This is a genomic window from Candidatus Poriferisodalis sp. (assembly GCF_965215815.1).
GTDB lineage: Bacteria > Actinomycetota > Acidimicrobiia > Acidimicrobiales > Poriferisodalaceae > Poriferisodalis.
Map to the genome: position 1 here is coordinate 1,995,971 of NZ_CBDCEO010000013.1, position 18,786 is coordinate 2,014,756.

Below are 18,786 nucleotides of genomic sequence, written 5' to 3' on the forward strand. Positions count from 1 at the left end.
AGCGATCAGTTCACGTCCGTTTCAGCGGCTCGCCCAGTTGGGCCACCGGGATCGCGCGTGGTGGTGAGCGGGCCTGCGGTCGGCGCTCGGTAGCTGCCGATCCACTCGTCCTTCCAAACCTGGTCGAACTGTTCGGGCGCGCAGCCGGGTCGGTAGATGGCGACCAGCTCGCGGACGATCTGTTCGCGATGCGAGCGCAACCCGCCTGGGACCTCATAGGTGCAGATGTGAAGGTTCCACTTGTTGCCGGCGCGCCGCTCCCAGCACTTTGCGCGCGGGTGGCCGAACGGCAGCATGGCCGCAGCCAGGTTGTCCGCGTGGTCGACGTCGAGCACGGCGTAGTCGTACGGTCGGCCGTCGGGATCGGCTCGGTACAGGATCGCGAACACGGCCGCAATTGCAGGCGGCGTCCAGCCGCCGAGCACCCTGGGTCCCTCGAAGGGGTAACCGGCGAGCGAGCCCAGTCGGATCATTTGGGCCGGATCATTCGGGGAATCCGAAGTCGTCGTCGGAGCCTTCGGGGCCGATGACTTCTGCTCGGGTCATCGGCCAGGCTGGGAGCTTCGCCGTCTCGACCGCATCGGCGAAGGCCTCCATTGCCGCTTCGACGGCCTTGTCGGCGTTTTCGGCCTCGATCACAATCTGAGCGCCGTACGCCATCGCGCCGACGCCCGATGCGATGCCGCCGAGCGACGCGACCGCGTCGGCGAGCGCCACAACCTCGCTGAGTTCGACGGGTCGGTCGCCCTCTGCGGAGATGGAGACGCTCCACTTGCTCATACCGATCAGCCGATGTGAGGCAGCTTTTTGGCGAAGGACTCGAGGCTGGCCAGGTCGTGTCCGGATTCAAGGGTGTCGATGAACGGGCCCGCGACCAACATGGCGAGCGTGTTCGGCGGGACATCGATGTCGTCGCCGACGAGCGGGTTCATCCAGATGATCCGGTGGCAGAGCCGACTGAGGCGTTCCATTGCTTGGGCAAGGACGGCTGGGTCGCCGCGGTCAAGCCCGTCGGAGCAGATGACGACGGTGGCGCCCCGGCTGAGGCCTTTGCGACCCCACTTGTGAACGAAGGTGTCCAGCGACTTGCCGATCTGCGTGCCGCCGTCCCAGTCGAGCACACGGCCCGCAGCGAGCTTCATCGCGTCGTCCGGGTTGCGTCGGTCCAGCGCTGGCGTGATGCGCGTCAGCCGGGTGCCGAAACAGAAGACCTCGACTTTCTGGGCTGCCCGGCGCATCGTGTATGCGAACTGCAACAGGTTGCGCGAGTAGTCGGCCATCGACCCCGAGACGTCACAGATGAGCACGAGTGGCCGGGGTTTCAGTGATCGAGACAGGTGGCGCAGATCGGGTGCGGTGTGGCTGATTCGCATGGCTTCGCGGGCCATGCGCCGGATGTCGAGCCGCGAGCCCGACGGGTCCGGTTTCCGCCGTCGTGTACGACGTCGAGGCGGCTCCAGTCCGATCCGGGTCATGATCCGCCGCAGCATTGCCAATTCGTCGGGCGTGCACTCGGCGAATCGCTTGGCACGCTGGATCTCGACCCCCGATGCCTGCAGTCCGAGCACCATGGGCCGTTCATCGCCGGCCTGGGTACCAGGTTCGCTGTCAGGAACGTTCAGCGTGCCGCTCAATCCGGGCGTCACCGGTTCGTGCGGTTCGGATTCTGGGGAGCGGGGCGCCGGCAGGCCGATGAAATAGCGGCGGAACACCTCGTCAAAGACCGGCAGGTGCTCGCGGCGATGCACGAGCGTTGCTCGGCCGCTCCAATAGATGTCGGTGAGGTCAGATGGCGTGAGCTCGGCGACGCCTGAGCAGAACATGACGACGTCGTCGGAGCCCACCGGCAGGCCCTCGTCTCTCAGCGCGTGACCGAAACCGACGAGCCGCGCCACGATCTCCATTGACGGTGAGCGAGCCTCGTGTCCGGGCCCAGGACCCGTCTCAGGCACCGGCCACGACGCCGATGTCAGCCATCGGCAACGACCCTGTCGAGTTCGGCTTCGACAAATTCGAGGTCGTCGCGATCCTTGATGACCGCACCGAGCGTGTCGGCTGCCGACGCCGCGTCGAGCTCGGAGGTGCCCAGCACGCCGAGCGCGTCCACCCAGTCCAGTGTCTCCGCGACGCCGGGATGCTTGACCAAGTCCATGTCCCGCAGTCGCTGGACCGCCGCGACAACTTTGCGCACGAGCGCATCGACCGCACCAGGCGCACGCAGGCGCACGATCTCGATTTCTTCTTCGAAGGTGGGATAGCCGATCCAGTGATACAGGCACCGTCGCTTCAGGGCGTCGTGCAATTCCCGTGTGCGATTCGATGTCAGCACCACGGTCGGTCGGTCGTCGGCGGCGATGGTGCCGACCTCGGGAATCGTGATCTGGAAGTCTGACAGCAACTCCAAGAGGAACGCCTCGAATTCGTCATCTGCACGGTCGATTTCATCGATCAGGAGCACCGCTTCGCTTCCGGCCCGGATCGCCGCGAGGAGCGGACGTTCGATCAGGAACTCAGAGCTGTAGAGGCCGCTGACCGTCGAGGCATTTGACAGCTCGCTCTCCGACAGCGCCCGGACGTGGAGCATCTGGCGTGCGTAGTCCCACTCGTACAGGGCCTGGTGGGTGTCGATGCCCTCGTAGCACTGGAGCCGGATGAGCTGTCGCCCGCCGATCTTGGCGAGGCATTTGGCCATTTCGGTCTTGCCGACGCCGACCTCGCCCTCGAGCAGGATGGGTCGACCTAACCGCAGCCCGATCAGGGTTGTCGTGGCCAGTCCGCGGCTCGCGAGGTAGTCCGACGAACGCAGCTGTGCCTGCAGGTCAGCAACATTTGCCGGCGCCTCGTTGCGGGGCTGGTCGCTCACCGTGTGCAGCCGGGTCGTCGCGGTCCTCAGTCTCCCGAGGTCGGACCTAGGACCAGGTCGCGCAACGACGTGCCGTCGGGAGACGACTTGCCCTCGCGCTCGAGGAGCCTCTGCCATGAGGTGGCGAGATCCTCGTCGCCTTCGGCGAAGCCGTCGAACGTGAAATCGCGTGCGTTGCGGCACACCTTCGTGGGACTACAGTCACTGTCAAGGCCGACGTCGTCGGCGCCCTGCCACACGTCTGCCACCGCAGGCAGCGCCTCGGCGTTCGGGTCTGTATTCGTGAGGATTGGATCCGTCGACGTCACCGCGTCGATGGTAGCCGCAGGCGGCAGAGCTCGATCTTCGAGCTCATCCCGACGGCGGCTGTTTGCGTACGGCGATCATCTCAGCGAGCACCGAGACAGCAACTTCGCTCGGTGTTCGAGCGCCGATGTCAATGCCGGCCGGCGCGCAAATCCGGCTGGTGTCGGTGACACCCCGGTAGGCGAGCCAGTCGAGCCTCGCCGCCTGGATCGACTGCGGACCCACCGAGCCGATGTAGCCGGCCCGCGAGTTCACCGCCGCCAACAGCACGCGGCCGGTTCCCTCGATGTCATGGCCGATCACGACGATGCCGTCGATCCGGGACAGGGCACCGGCCTGGCCGATCGCGGCGTCGGGCCCGCTGCACTGCTGGACGTTGCAACACACGAAGTCGCCGGCCGCCGCCACCGCGTCGGCCATGGGACCCGATCCCATCACCACCAGGGTCGGCCGCGGACTCCACGTCGTCAACACTGAGTCGGGCTCGAACACGACAGAGCTGTCTGCGGTGCCGTCGCCCGCGATCGTGGTCGCGGTGACCGTGTCGCCGTCGAGTTCGGCCACGAGGGTGACCCGCTGGCGTTCGAGCAGCTGATCCCACAGCTCTTCGGGGAGCGTGTCGGCCGGCGCCACCAGGATGCGGACGACCGTGCCCGCCTCGACGCCGACTGCGGTGCTCTCGATGGCGTCCAGCTCGATCTCGACGACTCGCCCGCTCGTCGGCTTCGCTGAGGCCAATTCGATGAGGTGACTGTCGAGGGCCCCGCCCAAGAGCGTGCCGAGCTTGCCGCCGCCGGGAGTGATGCCGACGGCATCCGCGGGGTCGAATCGCGGCGTGAGGACAGTATCCAGGTTCCAGGCCACGTCAACCCGGGTACCCCCGCGCAGGCAGGCAGCGACGCTCACCGCGATGCCGTACACAGCGCAAACGTACTTGGCCCCTCGGCGCGATTGCTGACTCGCGTTGGGACTCGGTCGCACTCACACGACGATCGTGAACGGGTAGCCGGCACCGTCGCGGTCTGAGCCAAGTGCCCGCTGGTTGGTGTCAAGCTGAATCTGCGAAGCCGACGAGCCGGTGTAGTGCCGGTCTGCGAGACACCAATGACATTGTCGCTGAATTCTTGGCTGCCGGCCGGCTTCTTGACACGCCAAGTTGAGGCGAGCGTGCAATATGTAGATGACTGCCCAGACAAGCATGCGAGGATGAATACGTGGTTTCCGTGCCGGAGGGTCGTCCTTTGCAGCTCCACCTCGGCGGGATGTCGCCGGGCCCTGTGCTGGATTCGATACTGGTGCGGCTCGAACGCCGATTCGACCGGCTGCGCGCCAAACTCGTTGTCGGACATGCGGGCCTGTGGGCGCTCTTGCTCGACCGGGGTTCTCGCTTGGTGCCAGAACTCCAGGTCTTTGACGACCAGTGGGACGCGATTGACGCGGGCTATCTCGATCCTGAGGGTCGGCGATTCTGCGTGAAGCGAATCATGGAAGTCGACGAGCCGGTCGTTGTTCGGCCGGCAGGTATCTGATATCGATTCGAGCGCGAGACCGACGCTGATCAAAGCGGACGTGACGGCGAGTGGGGCGCGCATCGGATACGAGCTCACGTTGACACCCGCGAGTCGCCAAGCGCACCAGTTTGATGGTCGGCCCTTGCCACCGCGGGTACGCGGTGCCGGTCTCATTGACACCGGCACTGTCATGTCCGTTATCAGCGATGCGACCGCCGATGCGCTCTCGCTCGAGATCATCCATTCGGTGGAGCTACATACCGCGCTCAGTTCGACTATGGCACCTTGCTACGCCGTCGAGTTCCAGTTCGTCGGAAACTCAGGCACCCGCACGCGGCCGTTGCGTCTCGTCGTGGCCAGGGCGCCGAACTTGCGCGAGGACATGCTGATCGGACTCGATGTCCTGCGACAATTTCGGATCGAGTGGGATGGTCCCGCAGGAACTCTCCGCCTTTGGCCGGTCGACGGCACTCGCGCGCCGGATTGAGTGCTCCGAGCTGGCCTTGTAGTCACACGACGATGCCCAAGGGAAAGCCGGCGCCGTCGGTGATCGGGTTGTCTGACTGACCGGGCGACTTCGCCATGCGCAACGTGGCGGCCATCACAGCGAAGCTGAGTTCGGGATGGACCTCGGCGGCGCACGCCCCCGACGCGCCCGACGCCGGTTTCGATGCCGTCGCTCGCCATCTCGCTCGTCCGCTGCTTCTCGTTCATCTGATCCCTCACAGTCAACAGCGGCCACAGGCATCGATGCACATCGGAGCCGTAGGCTGCGCGCCAATGCGCGGGGGCGGGGCTGTGAGAGAAGCGCCGCGCCCCGGGCCAGAGGTCCGCAGCGGCGGCGCCTTCGCCGCTAGGGGTTTTGCACCCCTGTGGTTCAGTGGGCTGTGCTGGCACTGGGGCCGCTGGGCCATCGCGTTCCTGTCGAGCTACCACGTCAACCAGATCACCGACTCGCCCCGCATGGTGCAGCTCACCGGCGCGGTCATGTGGGCACCATTGCTGTTCGGCGGTGCCATCGGCGGCGTGATTTCAGATCGCTTCGATCGTCGGCGAACGGTGCAGCTCCAAACGGCGTTGCTGGTTCCGTTCGTTGCGGTGATCGGGTTTGCCGAGCGGGCGGGTGAGCTGGGAATCTGGCTGCTCTATCCGTTCCTGCTGTTCGCCGGCATCGGCTGGGTGGTCGACATGACTAGCCGTCGCGCTCTCGTGCTCGACATTGTGGGCCCGCACCGGCTGCACAAGGCGATGGCGTGGGAGACGATGGCGCTTGCCTCGGGCGTTGCTGCGGGTCAGCTGCTGGGCGGCGCGGTCGCCGACAGCGCCGGCGTCGGTGCGGCCTTCTTGGGAGTGGCCGCAACGCTCGGCGTGGGTCTGTTCCTGCTCATGTGGGTGCCACGGGTCCCGCCGGCGCAGTCCGCTTCGGCCCCAACAGAGCGGTGGTCTGACGCGCTGCGGGACCGCATCTTCGAGGTCGTGCCGCTCAGCGGGGCATTTCGTCGTCCGGAGCCCGCTCGAAACTCGACCATCGCGGAGCTGCGTGCGGGCATGCGTCTCGCCCGCACCAACCGCGGCCTGCTCAGCATCCTCGGCGTCACCGTGATGGCGAACTTCTTCATGTTCGCCTACTTCCCCGCTGTTCAGCTCATCGGCGACGAGGTCAACGCCACGGCATTTCAGATCGGGATCATCGGTTCGATGACCGGATTCGGCATGATCACCGGGTCGCTCGTCACCGCCAAATGGGGCAGCGGCCGCTGGGGACTCGCCTACACGTTCGGCGTCTTCGCAGCCATGGCGATGCTCATCGTGTGGGCCTTGTCGCCGAATGTCCTCATCGCCGCGATCACCCTGTATGTGGCCAGCTGCGGCAGCGGGCTGTTCGCCGCGACACAGTCCACGCTGGTGCTCACCACGGTGTCCCCCGAGATGAGGGGCCGAGCCATGGGCCTGCTCAGCATGGCGATCGGAGCGCTGCCGGTGGGCACCTACGTGCTCGGTGAGGTGGCGCAGCAGCTCGGCGCCCGTGCGGCCGTGGTCCTGATGGCCTGCCTAGGGCTCGCCGGCATGACGCTGTGGCTGATGATCCGTCCCGAGGTCATCCGGCGCACCGGCCCGACACCCTGAGCGCCGCGGCACAACCAGGTGCCGCGCTGCACGCCAAGCTTTCATGCGCTAGCTCGCCGGTGACTACGCTGCGGCGTGGCCAAGTTGCGCCGTAGCCGTGCGTGACGGGAGGGGAAGCCGACGATGAAAGCAGCAGTACTCAACGAGATTCCGGGCGAACTTGAGATCGAAGACATCTCGGTGGATGCGCCCGGTCCGAACGAGGTCGTGATCGAGGTTCGCCACGCCGGGCTGTGTCACAGCGACCTGCACTTCATGGATGCCCACTGGCCCTATGAGCTGCCTGCCGTGATGGGCCACGAGAGCGCCGGCCTCGTTGCCGCCGTCGGCGACAACGTCTCGTACGTGAAGCCAGGCGATCACGTCATCACCTGCCTCTCTGTTTTCTGCGGCCACTGCGAGCGCTGCCTGACCGGGCGCCCCAACATTTGCCAGAACCACGCTGCAGTGGCTCGCGCCGATGGCGCTGCGCCGCGGCTGTCCAAGCCTGACGGCACCGCGGTCTCGCAGTTCGCCCGACTCGGCGGGTTCGCCGAGGAGATGCTGGTTCACCAGAACGCCGTGGTGAAGATTCGCGACGACATGCCGCTCGACCGTGCTTCTCTCATCGGCTGTGGCGTCACCACCGGTCTGGGCGCGGTGTTCAAGACGGCCCGCATCGAGCCCGGTTCCACGGTTGCGGTGTACGGCGCAGGCGGCATCGGCCTCTCTGCAGTCCAGGGTGCACGCATCGCCGGGGCCGGTCGTGTCATCTCGGTCGATGTCGAGAACGCCAAGCTCGAGACGGCCCGCCAGGTAGGCGCCACCGACACGGTCAACGGCGCCGAGGTCGATGCCGTGGAAGCAATCAGGGAGCTGACCGGCGGCGGGGTGGACTACGCCTTCGAGTGCATCGGGCTGAAGCGGACCTGCGAACAAGCGTGGTCGTCATCGCGACAGGGCGGCACGACCGTCATCGTCGGAATGATGCCGCTCGGCGAGAAGATCGAGATCGCCGGCTACGAGGTGTTCATGCTCGAAAAGCGGCTGCAGGGCTCGATGATGGGCTCGAACGCCTTCCGGGTGGACATGCCCCGCTACGTCGACATGTACCTCGACGGACGGCTGATGCTCGACGAGATGATCTCGGCGCACATGCCGCTCGAAGACATCAACACCGGCTACGAGCAGATGCGCCAGCGCGTCGGCACTCGCACCGTCATCGATTTCGACTAGCGGGCCCCGGATCGGTACACACTCACAGCAACGCACACGACTCGAGGAGCGAGCGAGGGACAATGGACGTCGAGGACAAAGTTGCCGTCGTGACCGGCGCGGCAAGCGGCATGGGTCGCGCCATGGCAGACACGTTCGCCGCGGCGGGCATGAAGGTGGTGCTGGCCGACATCGAGGAGGCACCGCTGTCCGATGCGGCTGCTGATATCAGCGCGACTGGTGCAGAAGCCATTGCGGTACGCACCGATGTGTCCAAGCTGGCCGACATCGAAGCGCTCGCGGCGGCGGCCGTAGAGCAATTCGGCGCAGTCCATGTCCTGTGCAACAACGCAGGAGTCGGCATTCCCGGCCCGGTGGGCGACATGTCGCTCGAAGACTGGCGCTGGACCCTCGACATCGACCTGTGGGGACCGATCTACGGAACCCATGTGTTCCTACCGATCATCGAGGCTGCCGGTGAGGGTCACATCAACTCGACTGCGTCAATGGCGGGTCTGTATGCGGGCGCCTCCCTTGCCGCTTACAACGTGTCGAAGCACGGCGTTGTGGCGCTGATGGCCAGCCTCGAACGTGACCTGCGACTGCGGAACTCGCCGGTTCACGCATCAGTGCTGTGCCCCGGACCGATCAATACCAACATCGTCTACAGCCAGCGCAACCGAGATGCCGAAGATGCCTCCCACCACGTCCGCACCGAGCAGGGTGAAAAGTTCTGGGACATGATGAAAGGCTTCTTGGCCGAGGGCATGGACCCGGCCGAAGTCGGCCCGATGGTGCTCGAAGCCGTCCGCACCAACCGGTTCTGGGTGCTGACGCATCCGGACATGGTCAAAATTGCCCGTTACCAGGTGGAGGCGATGCTGGACGACGGGCATCTCACCCGTTGAGCGGCCCGTTCGGGCGACAACGCACGCACTTGCAGCTGATGCCCCGATGAAACCCGCAGGCTCGATCTGGCGCGCGCCGACGCAGATTCCGGCGGCTCGCCCGTCGGTCTTCACGGTCGTACCGCGAGTACTCGACCTTGCAGGTCGCCCGCTGCCGCCGTCTGTCGCTCCGCCGCCGTCGCGCTCAGGCGACAAGCCACCGGTCGTCGAAACACCCGAATCGGACAGCTACCAGTGGCGCCTGCTGATCGTGATCGGCGTTGCGGTGCTGGGATTCGGCTCGTTGATGACGCTCGTCAACGCTGCCTTGGTGCCGATCGCCGACGAGTTCGGCACCACCGTGCCCAACGCCGGCTGGGTGATGACGGGCCTCATGCTGGCGATGGCGGTGTCCACTCCGGCGGGCGGGAAGCTTGCCGACATCTATGGGCATCGCCGCATGTTCATGATCGGCATGTCAGGCATGACCGCCATGATGATCGCCAACTATTGGGTCTGGAACCTCGGCTCATTTGTCGCCGTGCGGGTCGTGTTCGGCCTGTGCGGCGGCCTGCTCATGCCCGCAGCGATGGCGCTGCTGATGCACGCATTCGGTCCCGGGCGCCGTGCTCAAGCGGTGGGTTGGTTCCAGTTCGCCATGACCGGCGCGCCGTCGATCGGTGTGGTCGCCGGCGGACCGTTGCTGGACGTCGTCGGCTGGCGGGCGATCTTCATGATGTTCGGCCTGATCGGGCTGGCCGGCACCTTGGTTGCCGCATTCGTCGTGAAGCCGATCCCGAAGGGTCAGCGAGTATCTATTGACGTGCTCGGGGCGCTCCTGCTGGCGACCGGGACGCTGCTTGTTCTGCTGGCGATCACGCGGGTGCCGACGCTGACGCGCACAGGCGCACCGGTGCTGTCGGATCAGACGCTCATGCTGATGCTGGGCGGGGCAATAGCGGCGTTCGTTGTGTTCGTGCTGTGGGAGCTGCGCTCCACATTTCCGCTGCTTGACGTCCGTCTGTTCCGCCGACCCAACTTCTCGATGCCGCTGATCTCTGCGGCCTGCAACCAGTTCGCCTACATGGGCGCATTCGTGATCGTGCCCATCGTGCTGCAGGAGCGCTACCTGTACACGGTCGGGGTCGCTGCCTTGCTGATGGTGCCGCGGCCTGGCGCATTTGCGCTCGCATCGCCGTTCGGCGGCACGCTGGTGACCAAGATCGGCGCACGGGTCCCGATGATCTTTGGGTCGACCGCCATGATCGGCTCGATGCTGGCCTTTGCCGCCGGCAGCAGTCCCGGAGATTGGGGGCTCACGCTGATCATGGTTGGGCTCGTGCTGTCGGGCGTCTCGGCTGGCTTCGGATCGCCGGCCTATCAGATGCTTGTGGCGAACTCCGTGGATGACAAGGACATCGGCATCGCCAACGGCATGAACCAGACCGTCATGTGGATCGGCATCATCTTCGGCATTCAGTCGATGCTTGCGTTCGCGGGCGCAGACCCGTCGCTGGGACGCACCCAAGCCACCTTCATCTTCGGAGCCGTCGTCGCGGCGTTCGGTTTTGTGACGCCGATGTTCGCCTCCCGCCGCGCTCTTTCCTCCCGCGGCTGATTCCAGGCCGGAACCGATCGCGAGCAGTGGGTCAGATACCGCCAGTCCTGCCATTCGCTGTACGGCGGCGAAAATCGGGACTCCGCCGCCGCGGCTACAACGCTGCCAGGAAGTCGAGCAGTTCGGCGTTGAGTTCGTCGTCGGCTTCTTGTTGGACCCAGTGACCGATGCCGTCGAGGATCACCGACTTGTGGAGGTTGGGCATGGTCTCGGGGAACTTGGCGATCGAACCCGCGCCCCAGACCGTCGGGCCGTCCACCTCGCCCCCGACGAACAGGCTCGGCTGGGTGATGGGTGCGTCGTCAAAGGCAGCCATGTCCTCCCAGTCGCGGTCAACGTTGCGGTAGCGGTTCAGTCCGCCCGACATGCCGGTGCGCGTGAACTCAGAGGCGTAGTAGCCGAAGTCGGCCTCGGACATCCAGTGCGGCCAGGTACCGGGTTCGGGCCAAATGAAGCGGTCCGACAGCTTGCCGCCAGGCGCCACGGTGAAGCGTCCGCCCGATGAGTCCGCTGACGCCACTCGTGCCCGAACACCGTCGCCCGAGGCGGCGTAGTACATGCCGAGCAGCCAGTGCCCCAGGTCGACTTCCATCTCGGCCTCGGCGCGGCCCGGTTCTTGGAAGTACTCGATGTAGAACTCCTCGTCGCCGCCCATCATGCGGAATGCCGCGCTCGGTTTGAAGTCGCTGCGGGCGTTGTAGGGCACGCTCACGAGCCCGAGGGCGGTGAAGACGTCGGGCCGCAGCAGCGCGGAGCTCCAGGCGATGGGTGCGCCCCAGTCATGTCCCACGATGACGGCGGAGTCCTCGCCGAGTGCCCGCACAACGCCAACGTTGTCGGCGACGTGGCGCACCATGCGGTAGTCCGCCACGGCCGCTGGTGCCGACGAGCGGCCGTAGCCGCGCACGTCGATCGCGACTGCGCGGTATCCCGCCGCGGCCACCGCGGGGAGCTGGTGACGCCACGAGTACCACGACTCGGGGAAGCCGTGGACGAAGAGCACCATCGGCCCCTCACCTATCTCGGCCACATGAATCCGGGTGCCCAGCGCATCCACATCGTGGTGCTTCACACCGGACAGGTCGAGGGTGGTGTTGCCGTTCGATTCGCTCATGGCCGACAGTCTGGCGTGCTGCGCCAAGTTCTTGCGTAGCTGCGCTCGAGATAATGATGCCGAAGGCGCTGCCAGTTGTCTGCTTCGTAGCGTGACAATTGGATGGGTGCAGTCTCTCGCAAGAATATATGAACAAGACTCACAACTAGCCTTGGTGCCTATGGCCGAGGCATTGCCGATCTCCGAGGCGAAGACCCGCTTGTCGGAGTTGGCGGACCGGATTGAGCGCCAGCACGAGCGCATTGTCGTGACCCGCCATGGTCGCCCGTCGTTCGTGCTGATCGGCGCTGGGATCGGAGCAGACCGGCGAACTTGTCGCACCCCTCCGCGATGCTGGCAGCTGTGAAGACGCAACTGACTGAACTCATCGAGAATGCGCCGTGGCGCGAGGCCGTGACCTACCGGGACACGTGGCCGCACGAGTACGTGCTGAGCGAGAAGGACGACCAGCGGGAGCTGCTCGCGGCGATCTGCGCCCGGTTCCACGCCGACGAGGGCGTCACGGGCCGCTTCTTCAGGATGACGAACACGTACCTGTTCGTGGGTGACTACAAGTACTGGCTGATGACCGACTTCCGCAAGATCGATCCGCTCGCCGGCGAGGACAACTACGTCATCAACCGAGCCCGCCTTTACCGCGATCGTCGGGATTTCGTGATCCAGCCTGGAGACACCGGCCGCCACGACAACTACCCAACATCACCCGCGCGCGACTGGACCAACTGAACGGAGACCCCTGATGCCCGACAATCACTCACTGCTGGCCCATCTGGTGCCGAAACTGACGCGCGGCGTAGAGGACGCCGCGACCGACGCCCTCGCCTTCATCCTCAACAAGTCCGAGCCATGCCGCGCAGCCTTGGTCGAACTCGTGAGCGGTGGAGACCGCCAGCTGATGCCGGTGGAGAATGCCAAGACCCAGGTGTCCCCCTCCGACTCAAAAGAGCGGCTGGATCTCGTCGCGTACGACAGCGCCGGTTTGATGCGGCTTATCATCGAGTCGAAGTTCTGGGCGGTGCTCCGCGACGGCCAAGCCTGCGGTTACGTCAGGCATTTGTCTTCTGATGGCCCGGCGATGCTGCTGTTCGTGGCCCCGAATGCCCGCCTTGACACGTTGTGGGTCAAGATCGAACGACAGTTGAAGGGCGCGCTGGACTTGGAGCTTGGGCCGGCCCGCGCTGTCGGCAAGATGACGGTCGTTGATGTCGCCGATGTCCCCGGCGCCAAGAAGTTCGTCGCGTTGATGAGCTGGGACACGTTACTCAAGGGTCTGGATCACGCCGATCCATCGATGAACGCCAACGTTCGGCAGTTGCATGGCTTGGCGCTGGCGCAAGACGAGGTGGCATTTACGCCCCTGCATGCAGCGGACCTCGACGCGACGATTGCCCGGCGGATCATGGGCTTCAACCGGATCGTCAACGGTGTGGTCCGACGGGGCACTAGTGACGGCTGGATGACCATCAAGGGCATGAGGGCGGCGCCCAAGGCCGACGGCCACATGCGTTTCGTCGGATTCGACCACGCAGACGGCCGTGGACCGATTGGGCTCGCCTTGTGCGTCAGTCTTAGCCATTGGGCTGAACGCGGCACTACACCGCTCTGGCTGCGGATTTGGCACAAGCAACCGATTGATCTCGAAGCGCTGAGCGATCGTCTGGCTAAAGCAGGCTGGCTGCCCGCATGGCGTGAACCCGAGTGGCTGTGGGTGCCGATCGAATTGCCCATGGGCGTGGAGTACGACGACGCGCTCGATTCGGCCGCTGAACAGGTCGAGCGCGTCTTCGACATTGCGGCTCAACTGGTTCGACCACTCACCTCGGTGGCGAAGAGCCCATCGCCGCAGAAGTGACGGATCCGATGCCGCAGATTGCCGTCACTCCTGACGTGGTGTTGCGGTGGCCGTAGAAATCACCATCTACGACGTTCCTGAGGATGTCCGAGACCGACTGGCCGAGAAGGCTGCAGACCGCTCCCAGTCCTTGGAGGAATACCTGCGGCAGGAACTAAAGCGCCTCGCCACGACACCGCCGGTCGAGTCGTAGATCGATGCGGTGCGGCGTCGCACGGAGGCAGCCGGCACGAGGGTGCCAGCGTCAGAGATTCTCGCTGAGAGCGAGTCTCACCCGGGTTGATTCGGAATCGGCCGATCGACGACTCGGAACGGATACTTCAGCCGGGCTTCGTCGCCGACCTGTGCGCAGATCGCGTAGTGGCCAGCCTTGGGGAACGTGAGGATGCCGTTGATTGCGAACGGAGCCCGGCTATCTGTTCCGTGCACCTTTCCGACGGGGCGTCCGACTTCAATCTCGGCGTTGACGTCAAGCAGCCCGGGCCGCCCGTCTTCGTCTTCGATCCACAGATGCAGCATGTGGCGCTCATTGGTCTCGGTCCAACCCACGACGACGGATACGCCGATCCCTAGGTGTTGTGGGGGTGGCTGAGCGCCATTCGGAATGTCACGTGTCAAGGTGTCCCACTCGGCGCCGCTGAGGTACATCAGACCGTTCTGGACTTCAGCGTGGTTGGCGAGTGTGAGCATCTCGATGCGTGGCACGGCGACGATCCTCTCCAAGATGTACGACAGCAGTATACGGCTGTAAACTCATTGGCCTATGCCATCACCGGCTGGCGGTCAGTACGGCGCGAGATCGACTGGTACAACAAGGCTTGAGTACGGGAGGATCGATGACTGAAGAGGGTGCCGCCGAGCTTTACGAGCACCGCGATAACCCCGACGAATGGGATGACCAGCCCGTCGAGATCGATGTGCGGCCATCGGGCAGCGAAGTGGTGTCCTTCCGGATTCCCACTGATGAACTTGACCGCGTCACAGAAGCTGCTCGTGGGGCGGGCGAGAGCTTGTCACAGTTCGTACGGGGCGCATTGAGTGCCCGGCTCGAACCGCCGATGCAGACGCTCGCACGGGCGGTCACGAGTGGACCGCTCGCTCGGCATGTGACCGCCGGCCCGAGTGTGCTCGGCGTGCAGGCGCACCCAGGGAGCGTCAGCATGTTCGTCGTTCGCAGCGAGACTGGTGCAAATCGGCAGTCGGTCACGAGCTGTGAAGGCGTTGAAGCCGCTCGCTGACGCGTCGATGGCGGCGCATTGAGTTCGAGCCTCGCAGCGAGCGCTGCTGGCGGGCGGGCAATTCGGCAAGGATGGGCTGCGTGAGCTTGCCTGAGTTTGAGCTGCCCAAGTTGGAGACCATCGAGCTCGAGCCTGACGGCGAGACGTTGCGGGTCTGGTTGAACCGGCCCGAGTCGCGCAATGCGCACAACCAGCTGATGATTCGCGAGGTTGGGGACCTGTTCGCTGCACTCAACGCGCAAACCGAGTATCGGGTGGTGGTGCTCGCTGGGCGAGGCAAATCGTTCTGTGCCGGAGCCGACCGCAAGGAACAACCGCCAGCACCCGGCAATGACCGCGAGGCTCGCTACATCAACCAGTTGGGCCGGCGAGCGGCCCGCGCCATCGAGGACTGCGAGGCGGTCACGATCGCACGGGTGCATGGCCATGCCATCGGCGGCGACGCCTCGGCCCGGTCAATCCAAAGCGAGGACGCGCAAGCCCGCTTCGGCACCTTCTGATCGAGACAGGCCGATGATCGGCGGCTGATCGACAGCGTCTCGGCAGCACATCAAGGGCCGAGAGCGAACAGTGGCACCACGGATACTCCGTCGGGGCGCTCATATGAGTAGCCATCGGCGCCAGTCACCACGACGAGCTTCGCCGTCCGGCCCATCTTGGCCTCATCCACTTTGCCGTGCGCGGTCAGCAGCGAGCGGGCAGCCTGCTCGATCTGCTCGCTGCCGCCCAGCTTGACTTCGACTGCGATCCAGCGACCGTCGCCGGCATCGACTATGGCATCGACTTCGCTGCCGGCTGCGTCTCGGAATGCGAACACCTCGGCATCGGCAGCTTGGGCGTAGATGCGCAGATCCCGAATGACGAGCGATTCGAAGAGAAGGCCGAGCGCCTCGGTGTCAGCCAGTAGGCGCTCGGGCTGGGTTCGGAGCGCAGCGACAGCCAACGACGGATCCGTGAAGTGATGTCGTGGACTCGACAGCAGCGGCGATCGGGAGCGCAGGTGGGTGGGCCACACCGTCAGCGGCTCCAGTACATGAAGCCGTTCGAGTGCGTCGAGATAGGCACGAACCGAATGGCGACCGAGCGGAGCGGCAGCGCTGGTTTCGGTGGCCAGCTTGTTCAGGCTTGCTGCGGTCCCGACGTTGCGTGCCAGCGAGCGCAGCAGCGCCTGCACTCGCACAGGGTCTCGTGCGATACCGTCGACTTGGCGGATGTCAGTACGCGCAACGTCCTCGAGGTAGCTCCTCAACGCAGCGATCACGTCTCGTACCGGCATGCTGTCGTCGAGTCCGGGCCAGCCGCCGCGGCACAGCGCATCAACCGCTTCAGGCACACCGCGCCCGGTCGGGCCTGCTTCAGCCGCTTCTCCGCGCAAGAGCCCGGCTAATGACACCTCCTGCGTGGACAATCCTCGTTCGGCGAGCGACATGGTCCGCAGTGCAAGCCGCTGGATTCGCAGCGCTCCTGAGTGTCGGGTGAGGTCATCGGACGGCGTGGCCGAGCCCGTCAGGATGAACTGGCCTGCCGCAGCGCGGGCGTCGCACGCGCCTCGGACGACACCCCACATCGACGGGACGCGCTGCCATTCGTCGATCAGTCTCGGAGCTGCGCCGTCCAGCACTCGGTGGGGTTCGGCTTGGGCCAGCGCAAATGCCGCAGGGTCCTGTTCCAGCAGCGCCTCGCTACGGGCGAAGCGCTTCGCTAGCCACGTTTTGCCACAGCCCTTCGGCCCTTCAATGAGCAGCGCACGAGATGTTCGCAGTATCCGCGCTGCATTCTGCTCAGCGATGCGTTCGCAGTAGCCCGCAGGCGTCAGGGTTGATGCTGCCTCGACCGCCTCGCCAGTAGCCATAGGGCGAAATCTACCATTTTCGAGGATGTAGATCTACCAAATCAGATAAAACGGATCTACCAAATCAGATTGATTTGATCTACCAGATCTGATTACGAAGAGTGGAGTGCTGAAAAGGAAACGCTCGACATCCTGCTCGACGCTGACCTCATGGGGTCGCTGCGTGTCTTGCAGCAGGACACGGCCGAAGGCAAGACGCTTCCCTTGCGCTGGGCAAGGATGGGCGGCATGAGCTTGTTGCCGTTTGAGTTGCCGGAATTGGAGACCATCGAGCTGGAGCCTGACGGCGAGACGCTGCGGGTCTGGCTGAACCGGCCCGAGTCGCGCAATGCGCATGACCAGCGGATGATTCGCGAGGTCGGGGATCTGTTCCTGGCTTTGAACGGGCAGACCCAGTACCGGGTTGCGGTGCTTGCCGGGAGGGGGCATTCGTTTTGCGCAGGGGCGGATCGCAAGGAGCAGCCGCCTGCCGCGGTGAACGATCGCGAGGCTCGGTACATCAGTCAGTTGGGCCGGCGGGCGGCTCGAGCCATCGAAGACTGCGAAGTGGTCACCATCGCCCGGGTGCACGGCCACGCCATTGGGGGCGGGTGTTGCTTCGCCACCAGCTGCGACTTCCGGATCACGGCGGCAGACGCGCTCTGGTACGTCCCCGAGGTCGAGCTTGGCGTGCCCCTGCCTTGGGGCGCGACGCCGCGGCTGATCGCCGAGATCGGGATGTCGCGCGCCCGCCAATTCGTTATGACCAGCGAGCGCATCGACGGCCGGCGGGCGACCGAGTGGGGATTGGCCCACGAGGTGTGTGACGGCAAGGAAGCACTCGACGCTGCTGTCGAGCGCTGGGTGGCACGCCTGCTGGACCTTCCGTCGCTGTCAGTGCAGATGGCCAAGCACCAACTGCGTGGCTACGCCCAGATCACACGACTTGGCGACTTGTCAGAATTCGACGGCGATGCGTCAGCCCGGTCGATCCAAAGCGAGGACGCACAAGCCCGCTTCGGCACGTTCTAAGCGTGACTTCGCCGGTCAGGACAGCCGCTCCGACGCAATCGACCAAGAGATTCGATCTCACTCAGTCGAAGGCCGGCATCACCTGGTCGTGGATGAGCTGCAGTTGGCCCGCGACATCGGGGACCTCGATGTCTCGTTCGGTGAAGGCGTTCAGCAGGAACGAGTCCGTGATACAGGCGACGAAGTGGTTGACCCCGCTCGGCTCGATCTCCGACTTGATCTTGTCGACCACCTCCTCGGGGGTGCCCGCCACCGAGAGCTTCTCGGCGATGTCGGGCGTCATGGCGTCGATCGCTCCCTGGACGTCTCCGTCTCCGAAGGCGTCGAGAATGGGCTGAACGTCGGCCTGCGAGACGCCGTGCCGCTCCATCTGTTCGACCGCCATGGCCGGGATGTAGAACGCTCCGATGGTTTGGGCGGCGGCCTTGGCCTTCTCCGAGTCAGGCCCGATGGCGAACACGTTCCAGACCGCAATGTCCAGGTTCCGCCAGTTGCGCCCAGCCCGCTCCGCGCCAATTCTCAGGTGCTCCACCATGTAGTCGCACGCCTCTTTGGAGTATTGGGCGAAAGCGTGGGTGCCGTCGGAGAGCTCACCCGCCGCCTCGAAGGACCTTGGACCGCGCAAGGCACCGATCAGCAGCGGAAGTTTCTCCTGCACCGGACGGGCGAATGTGAACAGCCCGTCGTATTTGTAGAACTCACCCTCGAAGGTCAGCGCTCCGGTGTCGAGGAAGGTGCGCATTACTTCGTGCGCCTCCTTGACCCGAGACAGCGTCTTGATGCCAGTCCAGTCCAACCCGTACTGGGCGAGCAGGCTGAAGTTCCCAATGGAGATGACGCATTCGGCACGACCACCGGTCAACTCGTCGAGCGTCGCGACCGCCTGGGCGACTTGGGTCGGCTCGCGCAAGGCGATCGGGGCCAAGCTCGGACCCAGACGGATTTGCTCGGTCGAAGACGCCGCGGCTGCGAACAGCACATAGAGGTCCTTGTGCCAGGTCTCGTCTGCTGCGTAGCACCCGTAGAAGCCGAGTTCGTCAGCCAACTTGATGTGTTCTATAGACTCCTGTAGCGGGTAGTCGGGCAGTGTTACGAAACTGAACTTCATCATTGCTCCTTAGCCCAGATGCACCGGTATCGGCTTCCCCCCAAATTGTGGAGGGCTGGCCAGTTGGTGTTGGCTAATTCGTAGTCGGTCGGGCCGATGCTGTCG

General features: G+C 64.9%; 24 protein-coding genes. 13 read left to right on the plus strand and 11 right to left on the minus strand.

The features are described 5' to 3' along the window. Positions 1-5 precede the first annotated feature (5 nt). The 7 genes from ACOOHB_RS18970 to ACOOHB_RS19000 form a co-directional block, all read right to left on the minus strand. Positions 6-473, minus strand: a complete 468-nt coding sequence (locus ACOOHB_RS18970) for a hypothetical protein (RefSeq protein ID WP_420446350.1) — start codon at positions 471-473, stop codon at positions 6-8. Between the two features lie 10 nt (positions 474-483). Next, the gene (locus ACOOHB_RS18975) at positions 484-780 is read right to left on the minus strand and encodes a hypothetical protein (protein ID WP_420446351.1); all 297 of its coding nucleotides are present in this window, start codon (positions 778-780) and stop codon (positions 484-486) included. A 5-nt stretch (positions 781-785) separates the two neighbouring features. Beyond that, complete coding sequence (locus ACOOHB_RS18980) at positions 786-1,904, minus strand: vWA domain-containing protein (protein WP_420446352.1); 1,119 nt, start codon at positions 1,902-1,904, stop codon at positions 786-788. A 65-nt stretch (positions 1,905-1,969) separates the two neighbouring features. Then, the gene (locus ACOOHB_RS18985) at positions 1,970-2,863 is read right to left on the minus strand and encodes an AAA family ATPase (protein ID WP_420446353.1); all 894 of its coding nucleotides are present in this window, start codon (positions 2,861-2,863) and stop codon (positions 1,970-1,972) included. Positions 2,864-2,889: 26 nt separating this feature from the next. After that, the gene (locus ACOOHB_RS18990) at positions 2,890-3,171 is read right to left on the minus strand and encodes a hypothetical protein (RefSeq protein ID WP_419922185.1); all 282 of its coding nucleotides are present in this window, start codon (positions 3,169-3,171) and stop codon (positions 2,890-2,892) included. A 43-nt stretch (positions 3,172-3,214) separates the two neighbouring features. Beyond that, a complete protein-coding gene (locus tag ACOOHB_RS18995; RefSeq protein ID WP_420446354.1) occupies positions 3,215-4,090 on the minus strand; it encodes an XdhC family protein in 876 nt (291 codons plus the stop codon). Between the two features lie 60 nt (positions 4,091-4,150). Further along, positions 4,151-4,369, minus strand: coding sequence for a hypothetical protein (locus tag ACOOHB_RS19000; protein WP_420446355.1), 219 nt, complete (start codon positions 4,367-4,369; stop codon positions 4,151-4,153). Between the two features lie 14 nt (positions 4,370-4,383). On the opposite strand from ACOOHB_RS19000, the gene ACOOHB_RS19005 reads away from it, so the two are divergent. From ACOOHB_RS19005 to ACOOHB_RS19030, 6 genes are all read left to right on the plus strand, one after another. Further along, positions 4,384-4,698 carry a hypothetical protein gene (locus ACOOHB_RS19005; protein ID WP_420446356.1) on the plus strand — a complete coding sequence of 105 codons (315 nt, stop codon included), beginning with the start codon at positions 4,384-4,386 and terminating at the stop codon, positions 4,696-4,698. Positions 4,699-4,738: 40 nt separating this feature from the next. Beyond that, a complete protein-coding gene (locus ACOOHB_RS19010; RefSeq protein ID WP_420446357.1) occupies positions 4,739-5,167 on the plus strand; it encodes a retroviral-like aspartic protease family protein in 429 nt (142 codons plus the stop codon). Between the two features lie 293 nt (positions 5,168-5,460). Continuing rightward, a complete protein-coding gene (locus tag ACOOHB_RS19015) occupies positions 5,461-6,807 on the plus strand; it encodes an MFS transporter (RefSeq protein ID WP_420446358.1) in 1,347 nt (448 codons plus the stop codon). A 123-nt stretch (positions 6,808-6,930) separates the two neighbouring features. After that, positions 6,931-8,022: a Zn-dependent alcohol dehydrogenase gene (locus ACOOHB_RS19020; protein ID WP_420446359.1), complete on the plus strand. Its 1,092-nt coding sequence runs from the start codon at positions 6,931-6,933 to the stop codon at positions 8,020-8,022. Between the two features lie 62 nt (positions 8,023-8,084). Further along, the gene (locus tag ACOOHB_RS19025) at positions 8,085-8,909 is read left to right on the plus strand and encodes an SDR family NAD(P)-dependent oxidoreductase (RefSeq protein WP_420446360.1); all 825 of its coding nucleotides are present in this window, start codon (positions 8,085-8,087) and stop codon (positions 8,907-8,909) included. Positions 8,910-8,955: 46 nt separating this feature from the next. Then, positions 8,956-10,506 carry an MFS transporter gene (locus tag ACOOHB_RS19030; protein ID WP_420446361.1) on the plus strand — a complete coding sequence of 517 codons (1,551 nt, stop codon included), beginning with the start codon at positions 8,956-8,958 and terminating at the stop codon, positions 10,504-10,506. Positions 10,507-10,600: 94 nt separating this feature from the next. Here the strand turns inward: ACOOHB_RS19030 and ACOOHB_RS19035 are convergent, their stop codons facing one another. After that, entirely contained in the window at positions 10,601-11,620 is a 1,020-nt protein-coding gene (locus ACOOHB_RS19035; protein ID WP_420446362.1) for an alpha/beta fold hydrolase, read from the minus strand. Positions 11,621-11,780: 160 nt separating this feature from the next. Here ACOOHB_RS19035 and ACOOHB_RS19040 point away from each other — a divergent pair, with 160 nt between their 5' ends. The 4 genes from ACOOHB_RS19040 to ACOOHB_RS19055 are packed head-to-tail and all read left to right on the plus strand — an operon-like array spanning position 11,781 to position 13,665. Beyond that, the gene (locus ACOOHB_RS19040) at positions 11,781-11,966 is read left to right on the plus strand and encodes a type II toxin-antitoxin system Phd/YefM family antitoxin (RefSeq protein WP_420446363.1); all 186 of its coding nucleotides are present in this window, start codon (positions 11,781-11,783) and stop codon (positions 11,964-11,966) included. Further along, the gene (locus tag ACOOHB_RS19045) at positions 11,963-12,346 is read left to right on the plus strand and encodes a hypothetical protein (protein WP_420446364.1); all 384 of its coding nucleotides are present in this window, start codon (positions 11,963-11,965) and stop codon (positions 12,344-12,346) included. The genes ACOOHB_RS19040 and ACOOHB_RS19045 overlap by 4 nt, the downstream gene beginning before the upstream one ends. Positions 12,347-12,359: 13 nt before the next feature. After that, positions 12,360-13,472, plus strand: a complete 1,113-nt coding sequence (locus ACOOHB_RS19050) for a hypothetical protein (protein WP_420446365.1) — start codon at positions 12,360-12,362, stop codon at positions 13,470-13,472. 46 nt (positions 13,473-13,518) lie between these two features. Further along, entirely contained in the window at positions 13,519-13,665 is a 147-nt protein-coding gene (locus tag ACOOHB_RS19055) for a FitA-like ribbon-helix-helix domain-containing protein (protein ID WP_420446366.1), read from the plus strand. A 77-nt stretch (positions 13,666-13,742) separates the two neighbouring features. Here ACOOHB_RS19055 and ACOOHB_RS19060 read toward each other — a convergent pair whose 3' ends face one another. Further along, complete coding sequence (locus tag ACOOHB_RS19060; RefSeq protein ID WP_420446367.1) at positions 13,743-14,177, minus strand: DUF6941 family protein; 435 nt, start codon at positions 14,175-14,177, stop codon at positions 13,743-13,745. 131 nt (positions 14,178-14,308) lie between these two features. Here ACOOHB_RS19060 and ACOOHB_RS19065 point away from each other — a divergent pair, with 131 nt between their 5' ends. Both ACOOHB_RS19065 and ACOOHB_RS19070 read left to right on the plus strand, forming a co-directional pair. Further along, positions 14,309-14,710, plus strand: coding sequence for a ribbon-helix-helix protein, CopG family (locus tag ACOOHB_RS19065; RefSeq protein WP_420446368.1), 402 nt, complete (start codon positions 14,309-14,311; stop codon positions 14,708-14,710). Positions 14,711-14,790: 80 nt separating this feature from the next. Then, positions 14,791-15,210 (plus strand): enoyl-CoA hydratase/isomerase family protein, encoded by a 420-nt coding sequence (locus ACOOHB_RS19070; protein ID WP_420446369.1) that lies wholly within the window; start codon positions 14,791-14,793, stop codon positions 15,208-15,210. Positions 15,211-15,260: 50 nt separating this feature from the next. Here ACOOHB_RS19070 and ACOOHB_RS19075 read toward each other — a convergent pair whose 3' ends face one another. Next, positions 15,261-16,562 carry an ATP-binding protein gene (locus ACOOHB_RS19075; protein ID WP_420446370.1) on the minus strand — a complete coding sequence of 434 codons (1,302 nt, stop codon included), beginning with the start codon at positions 16,560-16,562 and terminating at the stop codon, positions 15,261-15,263. Positions 16,563-16,712: 150 nt separating this feature from the next. Between ACOOHB_RS19075 and ACOOHB_RS19080 the strand changes: the two genes are divergently transcribed. After that, complete coding sequence (locus tag ACOOHB_RS19080; protein ID WP_420446371.1) at positions 16,713-17,573, plus strand: enoyl-CoA hydratase/isomerase family protein; 861 nt, start codon at positions 16,713-16,715, stop codon at positions 17,571-17,573. Between the two features lie 61 nt (positions 17,574-17,634). On the opposite strand, the gene ACOOHB_RS19085 is transcribed toward ACOOHB_RS19080, so the two are convergent. After that, positions 17,635-18,681 carry an LLM class flavin-dependent oxidoreductase gene (locus ACOOHB_RS19085; protein WP_420446372.1) on the minus strand — a complete coding sequence of 349 codons (1,047 nt, stop codon included), beginning with the start codon at positions 18,679-18,681 and terminating at the stop codon, positions 17,635-17,637. Between the last annotated feature and the right edge of the window lie 105 nt (positions 18,682-18,786).

What these genes read in the sequence shown, in the direction of transcription:
- ACOOHB_RS19075 (WP_420446370.1), bottom strand. Translation starts at nt 16,562, where the DNA reads ATGGCTACTGGCGAGGCGGTCGAGGCAGCATCAACCCTGACGCCTGCG.
- ACOOHB_RS19015 (WP_420446358.1), top strand. Translation starts at nt 5,461, where the DNA reads ATGCGCGGGGGCGGGGCTGTGAGAGAAGCGCCGCGCCCCGGGCCAGAG.
- ACOOHB_RS19035 (WP_420446362.1), bottom strand. Translation starts at nt 11,620, where the DNA reads ATGAGCGAATCGAACGGCAACACCACCCTCGACCTGTCCGGTGTGAAG.
- ACOOHB_RS19085 (WP_420446372.1), bottom strand. Translation starts at nt 18,681, where the DNA reads ATGAAGTTCAGTTTCGTAACACTGCCCGACTACCCGCTACAGGAGTCT.
- ACOOHB_RS19080 (WP_420446371.1), top strand. Translation starts at nt 16,713, where the DNA reads ATGGGGTCGCTGCGTGTCTTGCAGCAGGACACGGCCGAAGGCAAGACG.
- ACOOHB_RS19025 (WP_420446360.1), top strand. Translation starts at nt 8,085, where the DNA reads ATGGACGTCGAGGACAAAGTTGCCGTCGTGACCGGCGCGGCAAGCGGC.
- ACOOHB_RS18980 (WP_420446352.1), bottom strand. Translation starts at nt 1,904, where the DNA reads ATGGAGATCGTGGCGCGGCTCGTCGGTTTCGGTCACGCGCTGAGAGAC.
- ACOOHB_RS19020 (WP_420446359.1), top strand. Translation starts at nt 6,931, where the DNA reads ATGAAAGCAGCAGTACTCAACGAGATTCCGGGCGAACTTGAGATCGAA.
- ACOOHB_RS18975 (WP_420446351.1), bottom strand. Translation starts at nt 780, where the DNA reads ATGAGCAAGTGGAGCGTCTCCATCTCCGCAGAGGGCGACCGACCCGTC.
- ACOOHB_RS19040 (WP_420446363.1), top strand. Translation starts at nt 11,781, where the DNA reads ATGGCCGAGGCATTGCCGATCTCCGAGGCGAAGACCCGCTTGTCGGAG.
- ACOOHB_RS19065 (WP_420446368.1), top strand. Translation starts at nt 14,309, where the DNA reads ATGACTGAAGAGGGTGCCGCCGAGCTTTACGAGCACCGCGATAACCCC.
- ACOOHB_RS19000 (WP_420446355.1), bottom strand. Translation starts at nt 4,369, where the DNA reads ATGCTTGTCTGGGCAGTCATCTACATATTGCACGCTCGCCTCAACTTG.
- ACOOHB_RS18970 (WP_420446350.1), bottom strand. Translation starts at nt 473, where the DNA reads ATGATCCGACTGGGCTCGCTCGCCGGTTACCCCTTCGAGGGACCCAGG.
- ACOOHB_RS19030 (WP_420446361.1), top strand. Translation starts at nt 8,956, where the DNA reads ATGAAACCCGCAGGCTCGATCTGGCGCGCGCCGACGCAGATTCCGGCG.
- ACOOHB_RS19050 (WP_420446365.1), top strand. Translation starts at nt 12,360, where the DNA reads ATGCCCGACAATCACTCACTGCTGGCCCATCTGGTGCCGAAACTGACG.